The organism is Streptomyces sp. NPDC030814, assembly GCF_055572155.1.
The window spans coordinates 95,349-112,292 of the sequence record NZ_JBVIDX010000004.1 but is presented as its reverse complement, the minus strand read 5'-3'; the positions used below and the strand labels follow the sequence as shown (position 1 = coordinate 112,292).

The following is a 16,944-nucleotide window of genomic DNA, read 5'->3' as shown; positions in this document are numbered from 1 at the left end:
AGTCGTGAGCGGGCCCGGCGCCGCGGAGGCGCGGACGGCGGAGACACTCGGCGGGCTCGTGAAAGGCCAGTTGCTGCGGTTGTGCCAGGTGTCGGGGATCGACGAGACCGACGCCGAGACCTACGCCCAGGTGCTGACCGACTCATTGGCGGCGGTGGCCGAACGGCCCCTGGACCTGCCGCCCCCCGCCTGGACGTTCCTCTCCGACGACTCCACCCCGGTGGAGTTCTCGCTGTCGTTCCTCCCGGACGGGCCCCCGGCCCTGCGGGTGCTGCTGGAACCGGGCAGCGGTGCGGAGAGCCTGCGGGAGAACGGCAGGACCGGGCTGGCGGTCGTCCGCTCGATGGCCCGCCGCTGGGGCTTCGCCACCGACCAACTCGACCTGCTGGAGGACTTGTTCCTCCCGGACGACCCCGAGGGCCCACTGGCCCTGTGGATCGCGCTGGAACTGCGGCCCGGCGGTGTCCCCAAGGTGAAGGTCTATCTGAACCCGGCGGCGCGGGGCGCGGACCGGGCCGCCGAAACGGTACGGCAGGCGCTGGAAAGGCTCGGCCACCGGGGGGCCTTCGACACGCTGCCGCCCGGTGACGGCTACCCCTTCCTCGCCCTCGACCTCGGCGACTGGGCAGCGCCCCGCGTGAAGGTGTACGTCACCCATCGTGAGCTGAGGGTGACCGACGTCGGCGGACTGTCCCGGATGAGCCCCGGCCCCGACGCCGACGTGCTGGAAGGTTTCCTCCGACAGACGGGCGGCTACGAGGACGGGACGCCGGGGCCCGAGGCGCGGTTCGACCGGCGGCCGGTCCTGACCTGCCACTCCTTCACCCGGACCACGGGCGGGCCCACCGGCTTCACCCTGCACGTCCCGATCCGGGGCTATGTCCCGCACGACGGGGTGGCGCTCGACCGGGCCACGGCCGTCCTCGCCCGCCACGGCCTCGACCCCGCCGTACTCGAACGGGCGCTGACCGCCCTCACCTCGCGCGCACCACGGGACGGGCGGGGGCTCATCGCCTACGTGGCGCTGGCCCACGAACAGGGCAGACCGCCCCGCGTGACCGCGTACGTCTCCTCGGAGGCGTACGAGGTCCTGCCGCCGGCGTCCCCGCCGCCCCTCCAGCGGGCGCCCTCCGGCACCGCACGCGAACCGGTCCGCGGCACATCAGCCATCAGTTGAGTCCACAGAGCAACAGGAGCACAGACCACAGTGGAGCCCTACCGCATCAAAGTCGTCGAGCCGCTCGCCCTCACCACCCGTGAGCAGCGCGAGGAGGCGCTGAAACGGGTGGACTACAACCTCTTCGACCTGCGGGCCGACGAGGTGACCATCGACCTGCTCAGCGACTCGGGCACCGGCGCCATCTCCGCCGCCCAGCTCGCCGCAGGCATGGAGGGCGACGAGTCCTACGCCGGCTCGCGCTCCTTCTACCGCTTCCACCGGACCGTGACGGAGCTGACCGGCTTCCCGCACATCCTCCCCGCCCACCAGGGGCGCGCCGCCGAACGCATCCTGTTCTCGACGCTCCTCGAACCGGGCGGCATCGTGCTGGCCAACACCCACTTCGACACCACCCGCGCCAACGTCGAACTCTCCGGGTGTCAGGCTCATGACCTGCCGTGCCCGGAGGCCAAGGACCTGGACAGCGAGCAGCCGTTCAAGGGGAACATCGACCTGGACGCCCTGCGGACCTGGCTGGAGGGGCCGGACGGCTCACGGGTGCGCGTGGTGGTCATGACGATCACCAACAACGGCGGCGGCGGTCAGCCCGTCTCCATGGAGAACCTCAAGGCCACCGCCGAGCTCTGCCGCCGTCACGGCGTCCCCATGATCCTGGACGCCGCGCGGTTCGCCGAGAACGCCTGGCTGGTGACCCGCCACGAGGCCGCCTACGCCCGCCACACCCCGCGCCAGGTCGCCGAGGAGGCGTTCCGCCTCGCCGACGGCTGTGTGATGAGTGCCAAGAAGGACGGCATCGTCCACATCGGCGGCTTCATCGGGCTGAACGACCCCGAACTCGCCGAGAAGTGCGAACGGCTCCTCATCGCCACCGAGGGCTTCGCCACCTACGGCGGTCTCGCCGGCCGTGACCTCGACATGATGGCCGTGGGTCTGCTGGAGGTGACCGAGCCCAGCTATCTCGCGGAGCGGGCCGAGGTCGCCGCCCATCTCGCCGGGCGGGTCCGCGCGGCGGGCGTCGACATCCTCGAACCGCCGGGCCTGCACGCCCTCTACCTCAACGCCGGACGGCTGCTGCCGCACATACCGCCGCACCACTACCCGGGCCACGCCCTCGCCTGCCGCCTCTACCTCGAAGGCGGGATCCGTTCGGCGGAACTCGGGTCGCTCTACCTCGGCGAGGAGGACGAGGACGGCAACCCCGTCAAGAGCGCGCCGTACGAGCTGGTCCGGCTGGCGCTCCCGCGCCGCGTCTACACGCGCAGCCACTACGACCACGTCGGCCGGACCCTGGAGAAGATCGCCAAGGACGCCGGCTCCGTGCACGGCTTCCGGATCGTGGAGCAGTCGCCGATCCTGCGCCACTTCCGCGCGAAACTTCGGCCGGTGACCGGCTGACGAACGCCCCTGGTCATGCGGCAACCCCGGGTCGAGGACCCGGGGTTGCCGCATCCGGTGGCCGTGACGGGCGGACCGTCAGAGGCCGAACTCCTGAGTGGGCAGCCCGAGCACGCCGCACGCCTCGCGCAGGACCTGCTCCTCGGCCGGCGCGAGGTAGCCGTCGGCGCCCGCGACGACGAAACCGGTCTGGACGACCGCACGGGCCTCCGTCGGCTTCTTCGCCGCCTTGGCGATCTCCTGGAGGACCGCGGCCTTGCCCTGCTGGAAGTTGAACGACAGCTGGTCGACGTGCTTGTTGAAACGCTGCCGCAACTGGTCCGCCGGGAAGTTCTGCAACACCTCGTTGTTCAGGATCAGCGACTCCACGTGCTGCCGCTCGGCCGGGTCCACCGACCCGTCGGCGGCGGCGACCAGCGCGCACATGGCCATGCTCGCGTCACGGTAGGCACCGCTCTTCAGCTCCGTCTTCAGCGACATCAGCTGCGACTTGAGGGCGCCGACCAGCTGGGCCTTCGAACTGCCGGACCCGCCCGGCCGTCCGTGCCCCTGCCCGTACGCCTGGCCCGGGGCGTGGCCGTGTCCCTGGCCGTGTCCCTGACCTGGTGCGCCGAGGCCCCGGGCCTGTGCCTGCTGCTGCAGCCCCTTGGCCTGGTCCTTGATCCGATCCCACATCGCCATCCGTGCCACCTCGGCTTCAGCCCATGTCGTCCAGCGTCCGCGCACGTTCCACGCGTCACCCTGCCAACGGCTGCCGCACACTGGGAAGTTCCGGGAACCGTCCGGCGCCGGTCACCGTCTCGGTCCCGCGAACGCGTAGACCGTGGTGCCGAGGACCGCGAGGGTCAGGGCCGTCCAGGTGGCGACGGGGGTGCCCGGCGGCAGCAGCAGCCAGCCGGCCACCTCCTCGGGCACGCTCGCCGGGGACGGGACGACCACCGAGAGAGACAGCCAGGCGATCGGCGGCGTCCACGCGTACCGGGCCCCGAGCACCGCCGCCCCGACGGCGACCAGCCCCGTCAGCCCGGCGGTGTCGCGGACGACGAACGCGGCGGTCGCCAGGTCCTCGCCGAGCACCCGCAACGCCGGCGGCACCGCGCCGACGACCGCGCCGATCAGCAGCACGTGCGCCGTCCGGCGGAACCTCCAGCGGATCGCGGCCGTCCGGTCCAGCGCCACGTCCTGCCCGCCGAGCCCGACGGAGGCCGCCGTGGTCCCGGCGGCGAGCGCGAGCACCGGGAGCAGGGGCGCACTCCGCCCGTCGCCGATCCCGGCGAGCGCCCACACCGCGACCGCACCGATCAGCACCGCCGCGAGGGAGGCGGGCACCTGACGGGACCGCGCGTACAGCGTCAGCCACCTCACCGGGACGCACCGCCGTCCAGCTCCGTCAGCGCGTCGCCCTCGCAGGTGACCGCGGCGGTGTGCGCCGCCCTGATCCGCGCGACCTGCTCGGACCAGCGCAGACCCTCCAGCTCCTGGAACACCGGGCGAGCCGTGGCGAGCTGCTCGTTCGCGGGATGCACGGTGCCGCGGATCGGCTCCAGCCTGCCGATGGCCCAGCCCGCCACGACGCTCTGCGCGGCGGTCTCGCCCAGCGTGCCGCTCTCCTGCTGGCTGCGCGCGGAGCACGTCGGCGCCATGCCCTGGGCGACCAGCGCCCGGGTCAGGTCCTCGCTCTCGGCGCGGGTGAAGGCGTCGTCGTCGAAGTCGACGAGCACGGCCGTACGGGACCGCTCGGGCCGCTCGATGAGCCCCCGCGGGGTGGTGGTCTCCCGGACGGATGTGGGCGCCTGGTCGCCGAGGGCGTCGTGGAGCAGGCCGAGCGCCTTGCGGCCGGGGCCCGCGAGCCCTGCCAGGCGTGCCTCGTGGGCCCTGGCCACACACACCGGCCCGTCGCACACCTGCGCGGCAGCGGCCTCGTCGACGACATATGTCCGGCGCGGGTCGGAGGGCAGCACGAGCAGGGCGACCGCCGCGCCCGCCAGCACAGGGGTTAGGGCGAGCAGCCGGGTGCGCGGGGTCACGGCGACCAGCAGGGTGAAGCCCGTGGCGGCCATGCCGAGCAGCCACACGGTCTGGCCGAGGTGCACGGAGGAGGACAGGGTCAGCAGGATCTCCCGTACGTCCGCCACCGTCGGCGACAGCAGCACCAGGCGGTTCGGCATGGTGGACGACGGCACCGCGGAGTCCGACCACTGCCGTACGAAACCGGTGAACAGGAAGGCGGCCACGGCCAGCGCGGGCGGGGTGAGCGGGGACGGCAGGACCCGCGCGATCCCCATGCCGAGGACCGCCCCCGCGACCAGGGAGAACCCCCCGACCAGCGAGATCGGCACCCAGCCAAGGTGGTGGTACCGGGCGTGGGCGAGGACCTGGACCGCGCCCTGGAGGACGAAAAGACCGAAGGCCAGGCTCAGGGTGAGCGCGGTCGCACCCGCCGTCATGGCCGCGCGGTGCCGGGCGGGGCGCGGGGTGCTCGCCAGCAGCTCGGACACCTTCGAGCGATGGTCGCGCAGTCCCTGGAGCGCCCCCAGCGCCACGGCGAGCGGCCACAGGAAGATCAGCAGGGTGCGGGTCCACATGGCCATGGACGTCCACTGGGCCGTCCACAGCGCGGTGCCCTTCCACCACGGTCCGCTCAGCAGGTACAGGAACCCCAGCGCGGTCGCCAGGATCAAGGCGCCGGCCCACGGGGCCACGGACCGCCTCAACTCGGTACGCAGAACACGGGCGTTCACCAGTTGCCCCTTTCCCCGGCGGAGCCCTGGAGCAGCGCCGCGTAGCCGCGCTCCAGCGGGCTGTCGCCCACGTGCTCGGGGCCGCCGGCGGCGGCCAGTTCGCCGGGGGTGCCCTGGAAGACCAGCCGGCCCTCCGCGAACAGCACCACGTCCGTGCAGGCGGCGGCGACGTCCTCCACCAGATGCGTGGACACGACGACACAGGTGTCCGCGCCCAGCTCCTGGAGCAGCTGCCGGAAGCGCACCCGCTGCGCCGGGTCGAGGCCGGCCGTCGGCTCGTCCAGCAGCAGGACGGTCGGGTCGTTGACGATGGCCTGGGCGATGCCGGCCCGGCGCACCATGCCGCCCGACAGCGCCTTCATCCGCTCGTCGGCGCGGTCCGCGAGCCCCACCCGTTCCACGGCGCGCTGCACGGCCGCCGGGATGTCCGCCTTGGGCACCTCCTTCAGCCACGCCATGTACTCGACGAACTCGCGCACCGTGAAACGCTTGTAATAGCCGAACTCCTGCGGCAGATAGCCGATCCGGCGGCGCAGCGCGCGGTGCTCGCCCCGGCCGCCGACGGACTCGCCGAGCAGCTCCAGGGTGCCCCCGGCCGGGCGCAGCACGGTGGCCAGCGCCCGGATGAGGGTGGTCTTGCCCGCCCCGTTGGGTCCGAGGAGGCCGTGCACACCGGTGCCCAGCGACAGGTCGAGCCCGTCGACGGCCATACGTTTCCTTCCGGCCCTGACCTTCAGCCCGTCGGCCCGGATCTCCCAGGCGTAGGCCGTCGGCGCGATGTCGGCCGCGCTCACCGTGGACATGTGATGGTCCTTTCCGATGGTCATCGATGGGCTCCCAGCACGGAGTACGCGCCCCTGCGGACGATCACGACTCCGAGGCCGAGGGCGAGGATCAGTCCCCACACGGGCAGTCCGTCCGTGCGCAACGCGACCGCGGTACGGCCGTCGGCGAGGGTCGGCGCCACGATCACGGCGGCCCACACCGCCACCAGTGAGACAGCGGCGCGGCTCACGCCGACCACACCGCCGAGCGCCAGCGTCGCCGAGGTGAAGGCCAGGCAGGGCAGCAGCCACTGCGCCACCATCACCCCCGTCGCCCAGCCGCCCGCCAGCAGCGCGGGCACCACCACCGCGAGCACGGACACGGTCCGCCGCAGCACCAGTTGGAGGCCGGCCCGGGGGACCGAGGCCGTCAGCTCGTACGCGGGGTCCAGGCCGCGCGCCCAGGACGCCGCGACGCCGAGCACGGGCAGCACCGGGGCGAGCACCAGCACCGGGTTGACGTCACCGGATCCGGGGCCGGGGCCGCCGGCGAGGAGGTCGAGCAGCAGGCCCGCGAGCGTCACTGCGGCGACCATGGCGAGCCACGGCACCATCGCGGGTGTCGCCCACCGCGACAGCCACGCCGGCCGGCGCCGACGGCGGGGCATCGCGGCGGTGACCGCCATCTGCGGTTCGAGGCCGGACCACACGGTGTCGACCAGGGACGCCACGGCGGGCACCCCGGCGCCGACGGCGGCCGACAGCCGGTCCCGGCAGACCGGGCACGCCTCCAGGTGGGCCTCCACGGCCCACACCTCGTCGGCGGCGAGGCCGGTGTCGCCGCGCGCGTAGGCCTCGATGATCTGCGTCGACGCGTGTTCCACGCTCATGCCAGTGCCTTCCGCATCGCGAGCCGGGCCCGGCGGGCCCGGGTCTTGACCGTGCCTTCGGGCAGCCCGAGCAGGACGGCGGTCTCCCGTACGGACAGCCCGTCGAGCACCATCGCCTGCAGTACCTGCCGGAGCTCCGGCGCGAGGCGCCGCAGCGCGTCCCCGACGTCACCGCCGACGGTGGCCGAGAGCGCCTCCTCCTCCGCGGCGGGCGCCGCCTGGGGGAGAGCCGCGGTCGGCGGCGGCTGGGCGTGGTGCGCCCGGCGCCGGAACGCGTCGACGAGGCGGCGCGCCGCGATCGTCCAGAGCCAGCCGACGGCCGTGCCGCCCACCGCCGCCCCGGCGAACGCGCCCGCCGCCCGCCACACCGCCAGATACGTCTCCTGCATGACCTCGGCGACGATCTGCTCGTCCGCACAGCGCCGCCGCAGCCGCACCGCGAGCCACGGCGCGGTACGGCGGTACAGCTCCTCGAACGCCGCCCGGTCGCCGCGGGCCACCAGCCGGACGAGACGTTCCTCGTCCGGCTCGCCGCCCCGTCCCTTCCTGACTGATCTCACACCCCCTAGACGCCCGCCCCCGGCGCCGGGTTTTCCCCTCGGAGTGATCCCCGTCACACGCCGACGGCCGCGCTCTCGGGAGGGGGCGCGGCCGCATGGACGGGGCGGGGGGAGGGGAACAGGCGGAGTGGGGAGGGGGACGGGTGGAGTGTCGTCACGTCGCGGATGGCGCTCGGAGGCGGTGGGGAGCCCCTGTCAGGGCAGACGCGGCAGGATGTCCCGCGCCGAGTGGCTCAGGACGCGCAGGTTCTCCGTGAACCGCTCCCGGTCCTCGTCCGGCAACGGCGCCAGGAAGTAGCGGCGGATGTTCTCGACGTGGACGCGGGCCGCCGCGACCGCCTTCTCCTCCCCGCGCGGGGTGAGGCGCACCAGCCGGCCCCGCCGGTCCTCCGGGTCCTCGCCCCGCTCCACGAGTCCGGCGGCCTCCATACGGTCGACCAGCCGGGTGGCGCCCCCGGTGGTCAGCACCTGCTCCTGGGCGATGGCCCGCATGGACAGCCCCGGCTCGCCCGCCCGGCCGAGGATGAGCAGCACCTCGAACATGAGATGACTGATGCCGCACTCCTGCTCCAGGGCCCGCCCCAGGATGTACTCCAGCCGGTTCGCCGCCCCCTGCAGGCGCCCGAAGGCGAGGACCAGGTGGTCGTCGGCGGCCTGCTTCGCCGTCGAGATCTCCGTCTGCTCGTCCACGGCCCCCGCCGCCCTTCCGGTCGTCCCACCACTGACCCTTGATCATGCCGTGCCCCGCCCCGGGTACCCGCCCCAGGCGGGGCGACAGCACAGCGCAAGGCCCTGTGAGGACTTCGTTCCCGCTGTGAGCGGTCCTTCCCCGCCACCGGCTCCCGCCGCGGTCCTCGGCACTCGGTGCGTCGACGCCCGCGGCCTCGTCTGCACGGACCCCGTCCCCCTGCACCTCGGCGCGATCTCGGCCTGCCGTGAACTGCACGGCCGGCGCCTGTCGTTGAGATGCCGTCGGGGGAAGAGGTCTCAATCGTTGAGAATTCACCCACCCGTTGGCGTTTTGGTAAGGCTTGCCTTATAGGCTGGTCCGGCCCTGTCGCAGGACCGCCGTGCGCCGGGGTGCTCCCCAACCCTCGCACGACAGGACCCACCATGCGCACCACCTCCCGCGGGCTCATCGCGGCGCTCGCCCTCAGCCCCCTGCTGGCCGGCTGCTTCGCGTCGGGCGACGGCGGCTCGGGGACGGACGGGGCGGGCTCGGGCGGCCGGCTGAGGATCGCCCTCGCCGTGCCGCCGGCGCAGGCCCTGTCGCCGTACAGCAACGACGCCACCGTCCTGAGCAAGCTCTCCGTCGCCGAGGGCCTCACCGCGCTGAACAAGGACGGCGCCGCCGCGCCCGCCCTGGCAAAGTCCTGGAAGCAGAAGAACGACACGACCTGGACCTTCGAGCTGCGCAAGGCCACCTTCCAGGACGGCACCGAGGTCACCGCCGACACCGTGGTCAACGCCCTCGACCACGCGAACGAGGCGGAGACCAAGCCCCGCGTCCTCAGCGACGTCACGCTCACCGCGAAGGCCGACGACGCCGACACCGTCACCCTCACCACCAAGGCCCCCGACCCGGTCCTCCCGCTGCGGCTCGCCAGCCCCGCCCTCGGCATCCTCTCCCCGAAGGCGTACGCGAAGGACGGCACCGTCAGCCCGATCGGGACCGGCACCGGCCCGTTCGAGATCACCAAGCTCACCGGCAAGACCAAGGCCACGCTCAACCGCTACGACGGCTACTGGGGCGGCAGGGCCAAGGCGTCCGGAATCGACGTCAGCTGGATAGTCGACGGCACCGCCCGTGCCAACGCCCTGCGCGGCGGCGACGTCGACATCGCCGAGTGGATCCCCACCGCCCAGGCGAAGCTCCTCGACGGGAACACCCGCCACGAGGTGCCGTCCGTGCGCACCGACAGCCTCGTCCTCAACACCGCGAGCGGCCTGTTCGCCGACGCCTCGCTGCGGGCCGCCGCCCGCGAGGCCGTGGACGGCGGCGTCCTCGTCGACTCCGTCTTCGGCGGCTACGCCGACCAGGCCGAGGGCCTGTTCGGGCCCGCCGTCCCCTGGGCCGCCGGCGACCGCGTGGAGGTGACCGGCCGGGCGAAGGCCGCGACCGCCGGGCAGGTGAAGTCGCAGACGAAGGGCAGGACCCTGCGCCTTGCCGCCTACACCAACCGCGCCGAGATCCCCGAGGCCGCGACCGTCCTCCAGCAGCAGTTGGAGAAGGCCGGGTTCACCGTGAAGCAGGACGTGCGCGAGTACACGCAGATGGAGGCCGACCTCCTCGCGGGCAAGTACGACGCGCTCGTCTTCTCCCGCGTCACGCTCCTCGACACCGGCGACGCGGTCGCCTACCTCGCGAGCGACTACACCAGCGACGGCGTCTACAACATCGCGGGCCTGAAGGACGCGAAGGCCGACCGGGCCATCGAGGCGGCAGCCCAGGAAGGCAACACCGCCGAGCGGCACAAGAAGATCATGCGGGCCGAGGCGGAGATCCTGCGCACCGACGCCGTCGTCCCGCTGGTCCACGAGAAGGTCGTGCAGGGCATCGCCGACGACGTCGAGGGCGTTCTCCTCGACCCCCGCGAGCGGTCCCTCGTCGACCTCGACACCCACCTGAAGTAGCCGCGGATGAGCGTCACTCCGGCCGGTGCTGGCGGTCGGCCGACCCGGTGGCGGGCAGGTGCCGGCCGGGTCGTCGCCGCCACCGCGCTGCTGACGGCCGTCGCCTTCCTGCCCTGGCTGTCCGGCACCGACCCCGCGCTCACCGTCCTGCGGGCCCGCTCCGCCGAACAGGACCCCACCCCGGCCCAGTTGGCCGCCGTACGCGAACGACTGGGCCTGGACGAGGGGCCGTTCGTCCATCTCGGCCGGTGGCTGGAAGGGCTGGCGCGCGGTGACGCGGGCACCTCATGGGTGTCGGGCGAACCCGTCCTGCCGCAGGTCACCACCGCCTTCGCGGTCTCCCTCACCCTGATGCTGGGCGCGCTGGCCGTCACCGTCGCGGTGGCCGCGCTGGTCAGCGCCCGCACCCTGCACCTCGGATCACGGCAGCGGCTGCGGCAGGGCCGGGCGGGCGTCGGCGCGGCCGTCCTCGCCGCGCTGCCCAAGTTCCTCCTCGCCTCCCTGCTGGCCACGGTGTGCGGGGTGTGGCTGGGCTGGTTCCCCTCGCAGGGCTGGACGGGCCCGCAGGCGATGGTGCTGCCCGCGCTCGCCCTCGGCGTGCCCTCCGGCGCCATGATCGGCGGACTGCTCGACCAGTCGCTGCCCGCCGCGTTCCACGAGCCGTGGGCCCGCACCTGGCGCGCCTACGGCCTGCCGCCCGGCCGGATCGCCCGAACGGCCCTGCGCCGCGCGCTGTCCGGGGTGCTCCCGCAACTCCTGCCGACCGTGATCGGCCTGGTCGGCGGGGCGGTCGCGGTGGAGAAGATCTTCAACATCCCGGGCCTCGGCCGGCTCGCCCTGGAGGCCGCCATCGCCCAGGACCTGCCGCCGCTCCGGACGGCGACCCTGGCGCTGGTCCTGCTCGGCGTGGGCGCGGGCCTGGTGATCCAGGCGCTGCGCCGCGCCCTGCTCGGCCCGGCCCTGCGCGACGGCGCCCTGCCCGCCCTGCACGCGCCCGTACTGGCCCGGCCCCGCTCCCTGCCCTGGGTCATCGGCTTCTGCGCGCTCGCCCTGCTCACCCTGGTCGTGGCCGGTCTCCTGCGCGACCCCCTGCACGTGGACACCACCGCCCGGCTCCTGCCCCCGTCCCCCGGCCACCCCCTGGGCACCGACTCGCTCGGCCGTGACCTGCTGGCCCGCCTCGGCCACGGCGCGCTGCGCACGGCCTCCGTCGCCCTCGCGGTCACCGCCGTCAGCGCCCTCCTCGGACTCCTGATCGGCGCGGCGGCCCAGGCGGGCGCGGGCCTCACCGAAGTGGTGTCGACCCTGCCGGCCGTCCTCGCCGGCCTCCTCGTGACCGCGGTGACCGGCCCGTCGGTCTGGGGCGCCGCCTGCGCCGTCTGCCTCGTGGGCTGGACCCCGTACGCCGCGCAGACCTCCGCCCTCCTCGAACAGGAACGGGCCAGCGGACACCTGCTCGCCTCCGTCTCCTTCGGCGCCGGCCCCCGCTACCTCCTGCGCCACCACCTGCTGCCCGCGGTCCTCCCCGCCCTGCTGCGCAACGCGCTCCTGCGTCTGCCGACGACGGTCCTGGTCCTGGCCTCCCTGGGCTTCCTCGGCCTCGGGGAACAGCCCCCCACCCCGGAATGGGGCCGTCTCCTCTCCGAGAACCAGCCCTACGCCGAACTGGCCCCCTGGACCGTCCTCGGCCCCGCCGCCGCCCTGGTCCTCTTCTCGGTCCTCACCGTCGCGGGCACGGCGACGGGCCGCCGGACACCGGCACGAGGCCCCGCGAGGGGCTCTTCGCCAGGTCCCGCGAGCGGTCCTTCACAAGGTCCGCCCCCGGCTGCGACGGGTCCCCACCGATCCCGTTGATAGCTTGCGGTTCCAGCCAGTTCACACCGGGGGACCACCATGAACCAGCCACCGCCGCAGCACCCCCACCACCCGTACGGGCAGCCCGTCCCGCCGCAGCAGCCGCCCGGACCGCCCGGCTACGGGCCGCAGCCGGTGCACGGGAGGCATCCCGCGCCGCCGTTCCCGCCGCAGCCCATCGGCCGGCGCCCGAACACCGGCGGTCACCCGGTGGGCGCCGTCCTCCTCGGGCTGCTCGTCTCGTTCCTCGTGGCGCTGCTCTACACCGTCATCAACCTGGCCACCTACAAGGACCAGACGCTCACCACGGCCAACGCCCTCTACCTGGGGCACGCCCTGCTCAACGGGGCGATCGTCGGCGTCCTCGCCGGGCTGGTGGGCGGCCGCAGCAACGGCGCCCGGACCGGGGCCGCCGTCATCGCCGCGCTCGGCGCCCTCTTCGGCTACACCAACTCCCTGCCCCTGATCTACGCCTACGAGACGACGCCCACCGCCGCCTGGGACCTGCTGAGCCACGAGCCGTTCTTCCCGGTGAAGGCCTGGTGGACCAGCGAGACGGACGGCGGGGTCGACTGGTTCTCGCCCCTCGGCCTCGTCCTCGCCGCGGCCGCCGCGTTCGGGCTCGCGTACGCGATGGGCGCCCGGCGGCGCGCCTGACCTGCCGCCGCGCCCGGCCCGGCACTCGCGCCGGGCCCCCGGCCCTCACAGTCCGAACAGGTCCGCTCCGTTGTCGTGGCACACCGCGCGCAGCCACTCCTCTCCCAGCCCCAGCCGCTCCAGGGCCTGGAGCTGGTGGAGGTACGGGTAGGGGATGTTCGGGAAGTCGGAGCCGAGCAGGACACGGTCGCCGAGGTCGGCCAGCCGGGGGAGGGCGCGGCGGGGGAACGGCGCGAGGGCCTCGGAGAAGTCGGTGAACGCCATGGTCGTGTCCAGCCGCACCTCCGCGTACCGCTCGGCGAGGCCCAGGAACTCCTCGTACTCGGGCATCCCCAGGTGCGCGACGATCAGCCGCAGCCGGGGATGGCGGGCCAGGACCCGCGTGATCGGTCCGGGGCCGGTGTGCTTGCCGGGCGCGGGGCCCGAACCGCAGTGGATCACCACCGGGACCCCGGCGTCGGCGAGCAGTCCCCACACCGGATCGAGGAGTTCGTCGGCCGGGTCGTAGGCCCCCACCTGCACGTGCGCCTTGAAGACCCGGGCTCCCGCCTCCACGGCCTCCCGGACGTACGTCCCGGCGTCCGGCTCGGGATAGAGGGTGGCGGTGTGCAGGCAGTCCGGGGTCCGGCGGGCGAAGCCGACCGCCCAGCCGTTCAGCCAGCGGGCCATACCGGGCTTGTGCGGGTAGAGCATCGCGGTGAAGGCCCGTACGCCGAACTCCCGCAGCAGGGCGGTCCGTTCCGCCTCCTCCTCGCGGTAGGTGATCGGCCACTCCAGGCCGCCGGTCAGCGGCCCGACTCCGTCGAAGTACTCCCACACCTTGCGCAGCACGCGCTCGGGCATGAAGTGCGTGTGGACGTCGACCAGCCCCGGCAGCCCGAGCCGCCCCCAGAACCGGCGGATCTCCCCGGCCTCCTCGTCCCCCGGCGTCGCCCCGGCGGCGTCGGCGGGCGCCCTGCGGTGATCACTCATGCCGCCCACCCTCGGCCCTGACGGGCGGCCGGTCCACTCCCCTGCGCGAGCGGACCGTGAGGAGTTCGTCACGCGCACGGGGCGTCAGCTCGGTCCAGGGCCTTCTGACGGATCTCCGCGGGTCCGTCAGAAGGGTCCTAGGATCGGGGACATGGCGCTGACGATGGACGACGTGGACCGGTTCGAAGCGGCGAGGCCCCGTCTGGAGGCGATCGCCTATCGTCTCCTCGGCTCGGCGAGCGAGGCCGAGGACGCCGTGCAGGAGACGTTCCTTCGCTGGCAGGGGGCCGACGTCGACCGGATCGAGGTGCCCGAGGCATGGCTGACGAAGGTGCTCACCAACCTGTGCCTGAACCAGCTCACCTCGGCCCGCGCACGCCGTGAGACCTACGTGGGCCAGTGGCTGCCCGAGCCGCTGCTCGCCGGGGACCCGATGCTCGGCCCCGCCGACACCGCCGAACAGCGTGAGTCCGTGTCGTACGCGGTCCTCACCCTGCTGGAGCGCCTCACCCCCAACGAGCGGGCGGTGTACGTGCTGAAGGAGGCCTTCGACTACCCGCACCGGGAGATCGCCGAGATCCTCGACCTCAGCGAGGCCGCCAGCCAGCAGATCTTCCACCGCGCGAAGAAGCACGTCGCGGCCGGCAAGGCCCGCACGGAGATCGACGAGGCGGCGGCCCGGCAGATCGTCGAGGAGTTCCTCGCGGCCGCCACCAGCGGGAAGACCGAGCCGCTGGTCAAGCTGCTCACCGCGGACGCCATCGCGGTCGGCGACGGCGGCGGGAAGGTCCCGGCCCGCGCCAGGGCGTTCGAGGGTGCCGTCGCGGTCGCGAAGTTCATGCGGGGCCTGTTCAAGCCGGCCCCGGTCAAGCGGGCCATGGTCGGCGGCTCCCCCGCGATCCACGTCACGACGGCCAACGGCGGCCCCGCGATCCTCGCGGTCGTCGACGGCCGGGTCGTCGGGGTCATCTGCCTGGAGATCGACGCGGACGGTATCGCCGCGTTCCGCAGCCAGGTCAACCCCGACAAGCTGGAGCGCGCGACCGAGGTGTGGGCGGCCACCGAGCACGGGGAACCCCTGTTCCACGCCTTCTGACCGACGCCGTCCCACCCACCAGGTCACACCCCCGACGGGAGTGTGACCTGGTTCACATCACCTTCCTGTCAGGAAAGCGCGGGCTGCCCGGTTCAAGGGGCGTGACCGAGCAAGGGCAAGCGTCGGACCCGCGCAGACAGGAGCAGGAAATGCAGCACCGCATCATCGTCCTCGGAGCCGGCTACACCGGAGCCACCGCCGCCGGGCGCCTCGCCAAGCGGCTGCACCGCGCTGATGTCACCATCACCCTCGTCAACGCCGAGCCCGACTTCGTCGAGCGCGTCCGCCTGCATCAGCTGGCGGTCGGCCAGGAGCTCAAGCCCCGCCCGTTCGACGAGATGTTCGCGGGCACCGGCGTGGAGCTGAAGCTCGGCACGGTCGCCGGTGTCGACACCGACCGCAGGACCGTCGCCGTCGCCGACGCGCACGGCGCCGGGGAAGAGGAACTGGAGTACGACACCCTCGTGTACGCCCTCGGCAGCGGCTGGAACCCGCAGGGCGTCCCCGGCACCGCCGAGCACGCCCACGAGATCTCCGGCCGCGCCGGAGCACTCCGGCTGCGCGAGCGCCTCGCCCGGCTGGACGCCGGACAGCCCGTGGTCGTCGTCGGCGGCGGACTCACCGGCCTGGAGGCGGTGACCGAGATCGCCGAGAGCCGCCCCGACCTCGACGTCGCCCTCGTGGCCCGCGGCGGCTTCGGCGACTGGCTCTCCGACAAGGGCCGGGCCCACCTGCGGAAGGTCTTCGACAAGCTCGGCATCACCGTGCACGAGCACGCCGCCGTCACCGCCGTCGAGGCCGACCGCGTCCTGACCGACGGGGCGGCCGTCCCGGCCGCGGTCACCGTGTGGGCCACCGGTTTCGCCGTCCACCCGATCGCGCAGGCCAGCACGCTGGAGGTCTCCGGAACGGGACAGATAGTCGTCGACGGGACCATGCGCTCCGTCTCGCACCCCGAGGTGTACGCCATCGGTGACGCGGCCCTGGTGATGGGCCCCGGCGACAAGCCGCTGCGGATGTCGTGCGCCTCGGGCGTCCCCACCGCATGGCAGGCCGCCGACGCCATCGCGGCCCGCCTGACCGGCACCGAGCCCCCGAAGGTCCCGGTCCGCTACTTCCAGCAGTGCGTCTCGCTCGGCCGCAAGGACGGCCTGATCCAGTTCGTCACCGCCGACGACCGGGCCGTCCCCAAGGCCCTCACCGGCCGCCTCGCGGTCCTCTACAAGGAGATCATCTGCAAGGGCGCGGCCTGGGGCGTCGCCCACCCGACGGTTGGCATGCCGGTCCGTCGCCGCCGAGTGGCGAACCTGCCGGCCCGCCCGGCCCGGGGCAACGCGGCGGCGCAGGCGGAGCCGGCCGAGGCGGCGGCCTGAGCCGTACGGCGTGGCCGGGCCCGGAGAGCGCGGCTCGACCCGCACGGCAGGCCGGCCCGGACGGCGGAGCGGGGCCCTCGGCGAGGGGGACCCGCTCCGCCGTCCGGACGCTGCCCTCCCCGCGAGACCGCCGGCGTCAACGGAACCCCGCCGACGCGCCGGGCGCCCCGCAGGACAAGCCGTACACGGGCGCCGACACCCCGTGGGCCTCCGCCTCGGCCGGATCGATCTCGCTCCACGGCCGCCACGGCGGTCCGGACGGTTCCGGGTCGACGGCGTACGTTCCCGCTTCCATCAGCACGGGCAGGGCATGCCCGTTGCCGTAGGTGTGATGGGCGTACGCGATCCACGCGACCCGCGACAGCGGCGCCGTCAGCACGGCGTCGCACCGCGCGCACGTGAACACCTCAACGGGCCCCTCCCCCTGTCCGCCCGCAGGAGTCCGGGGCGCCCCGCCGTCCACGGGGCCAGGGTTTTTCGCGCGGGGGCCCGTCAGCGAGCGTGCCGGGGCCCGCCGACGGTGTCCGCGGGGCGGGTCACCAGCCCGAGGCGCCCTCGTCGGTGGGCGCGCTCCAGGCCGGAGTGACCGGAGCGGCGTCGTGGCAGGCGAAGCCGAGCCGGGTCAGTGCCCGGCGCATCTCACCGGTGGTGAAGTCGCGGTGGGCCCCTCCCCCTGTCCGCCCGCAGGAGTCCGGGGCGCCCCGCCGTCCACGGGGCCAGGGTTTTTCGCGCGGGGGGCCCGTCAGCGAGCGTGCCGGGGCCCGCCGACGGTGTCCGCGGGGCGGGTCACCAGCCCGAGGCGCCCTCGTCGGTGGGCGCGCTCCAGGC

16 protein-coding genes are annotated in these 16,944 nt (G+C 73.9%); 7 read left to right on the top strand and 9 right to left on the bottom strand.

The genetic code is table 11. The features are described 5' to 3' along the window. The first annotated feature begins 4 nt into the window (after positions 1–4). The gene (locus ACZ43N_RS10785; protein WP_468096626.1) at positions 5–1,177 is read left to right on the top strand and encodes a tryptophan dimethylallyltransferase family protein; all 1,173 of its coding nucleotides are present in this window, start codon (positions 5–7) and stop codon (positions 1,175–1,177) included. Between the two features lie 30 nt (positions 1,178–1,207). Then, the gene (locus tag ACZ43N_RS10780; RefSeq protein ID WP_468096624.1) at positions 1,208–2,575 is read left to right on the top strand and encodes a tryptophanase; all 1,368 of its coding nucleotides are present in this window, start codon (positions 1,208–1,210) and stop codon (positions 2,573–2,575) included. Positions 2,576–2,653: 78 nt separating this feature from the next. Here the strand turns inward: ACZ43N_RS10780 and ACZ43N_RS10775 are convergent, their stop codons facing one another. The 7 genes from ACZ43N_RS10775 to ACZ43N_RS10745 form a co-directional block, all read right to left on the bottom strand. Continuing rightward, positions 2,654–3,256: a tellurite resistance TerB family protein gene (locus ACZ43N_RS10775; RefSeq protein ID WP_468096622.1), complete on the bottom strand. Its 603-nt coding sequence runs from the start codon at positions 3,254–3,256 to the stop codon at positions 2,654–2,656. A 111-nt stretch (positions 3,257–3,367) separates the two neighbouring features. Further along, complete coding sequence (locus tag ACZ43N_RS10770; RefSeq protein WP_468096621.1) at positions 3,368–3,940, bottom strand: hypothetical protein; 573 nt, start codon at positions 3,938–3,940, stop codon at positions 3,368–3,370. Continuing rightward, the gene (locus ACZ43N_RS10765; RefSeq protein WP_468096619.1) at positions 3,937–5,316 is read right to left on the bottom strand and encodes a hypothetical protein; all 1,380 of its coding nucleotides are present in this window, start codon (positions 5,314–5,316) and stop codon (positions 3,937–3,939) included. The genes ACZ43N_RS10770 and ACZ43N_RS10765 overlap by 4 nt, the downstream gene beginning before the upstream one ends. Then, positions 5,313–6,143, bottom strand: a complete 831-nt coding sequence (locus ACZ43N_RS10760) for an ABC transporter ATP-binding protein (protein ID WP_468096617.1) — start codon at positions 6,141–6,143, stop codon at positions 5,313–5,315. Before ACZ43N_RS10760 ends, ACZ43N_RS10765 begins: the two co-directional genes overlap by 4 nt. Next, positions 6,140–6,970 carry a zf-HC2 domain-containing protein gene (locus tag ACZ43N_RS10755; RefSeq protein ID WP_468096616.1) on the bottom strand — a complete coding sequence of 277 codons (831 nt, stop codon included), beginning with the start codon at positions 6,968–6,970 and terminating at the stop codon, positions 6,140–6,142. The genes ACZ43N_RS10760 and ACZ43N_RS10755 overlap by 4 nt, the downstream gene beginning before the upstream one ends. Next, positions 6,967–7,530, bottom strand: a complete 564-nt coding sequence (locus ACZ43N_RS10750; RefSeq protein WP_468096614.1) for an RNA polymerase sigma factor — start codon at positions 7,528–7,530, stop codon at positions 6,967–6,969. Before ACZ43N_RS10750 ends, ACZ43N_RS10755 begins: the two co-directional genes overlap by 4 nt. Positions 7,531–7,725: 195 nt before the next feature. After that, positions 7,726–8,220 (bottom strand): MarR family winged helix-turn-helix transcriptional regulator, encoded by a 495-nt coding sequence (locus ACZ43N_RS10745; protein ID WP_468096613.1) that lies wholly within the window; start codon positions 8,218–8,220, stop codon positions 7,726–7,728. A 423-nt stretch (positions 8,221–8,643) separates the two neighbouring features. On the opposite strand from ACZ43N_RS10745, the gene ACZ43N_RS10740 reads away from it, so the two are divergent. Genes ACZ43N_RS10740 through ACZ43N_RS10730 form a run of 3 tightly spaced genes read left to right on the top strand, consistent with a single transcriptional unit; the run spans position 8,644 to position 12,675 of the window. After that, positions 8,644–10,164, top strand: coding sequence for an ABC transporter substrate-binding protein (locus ACZ43N_RS10740; RefSeq protein WP_468096611.1), 1,521 nt, complete (start codon positions 8,644–8,646; stop codon positions 10,162–10,164). Between the two features lie 6 nt (positions 10,165–10,170). Next, the gene (locus tag ACZ43N_RS10735; protein ID WP_468096610.1) at positions 10,171–12,018 is read left to right on the top strand and encodes an ABC transporter permease subunit; all 1,848 of its coding nucleotides are present in this window, start codon (positions 10,171–10,173) and stop codon (positions 12,016–12,018) included. Between the two features lie 39 nt (positions 12,019–12,057). Next, the gene (locus ACZ43N_RS10730; protein WP_468096609.1) at positions 12,058–12,675 is read left to right on the top strand and encodes a hypothetical protein; all 618 of its coding nucleotides are present in this window, start codon (positions 12,058–12,060) and stop codon (positions 12,673–12,675) included. A gap of 45 nt (positions 12,676–12,720) precedes the next feature. Here the strand turns inward: ACZ43N_RS10730 and ACZ43N_RS10725 are convergent, their stop codons facing one another. Further along, on the bottom strand, positions 12,721–13,647 hold the full coding sequence (locus ACZ43N_RS10725) for an amidohydrolase family protein (RefSeq protein ID WP_468096607.1): 927 nt from the start codon (positions 13,645–13,647) through the stop codon (positions 12,721–12,723). Between the two features lie 151 nt (positions 13,648–13,798). Between ACZ43N_RS10725 and ACZ43N_RS10720 the strand changes: the two genes are divergently transcribed. Both ACZ43N_RS10720 and ACZ43N_RS10715 read left to right on the top strand, forming a co-directional pair. Next, entirely contained in the window at positions 13,799–14,743 is a 945-nt protein-coding gene (locus ACZ43N_RS10720) for an RNA polymerase sigma-70 factor (protein ID WP_468096606.1), read from the top strand. A gap of 149 nt (positions 14,744–14,892) precedes the next feature. Further along, positions 14,893–16,116 (top strand): NAD(P)/FAD-dependent oxidoreductase, encoded by a 1,224-nt coding sequence (locus tag ACZ43N_RS10715; RefSeq protein ID WP_468096605.1) that lies wholly within the window; start codon positions 14,893–14,895, stop codon positions 16,114–16,116. A gap of 136 nt (positions 16,117–16,252) precedes the next feature. Here the strand turns inward: ACZ43N_RS10715 and ACZ43N_RS10710 are convergent, their stop codons facing one another. Beyond that, positions 16,253–16,495 carry a hypothetical protein gene (locus ACZ43N_RS10710; RefSeq protein WP_468096604.1) on the bottom strand — a complete coding sequence of 81 codons (243 nt, stop codon included), beginning with the start codon at positions 16,493–16,495 and terminating at the stop codon, positions 16,253–16,255. Between the last annotated feature and the right edge of the window lie 449 nt (positions 16,496–16,944).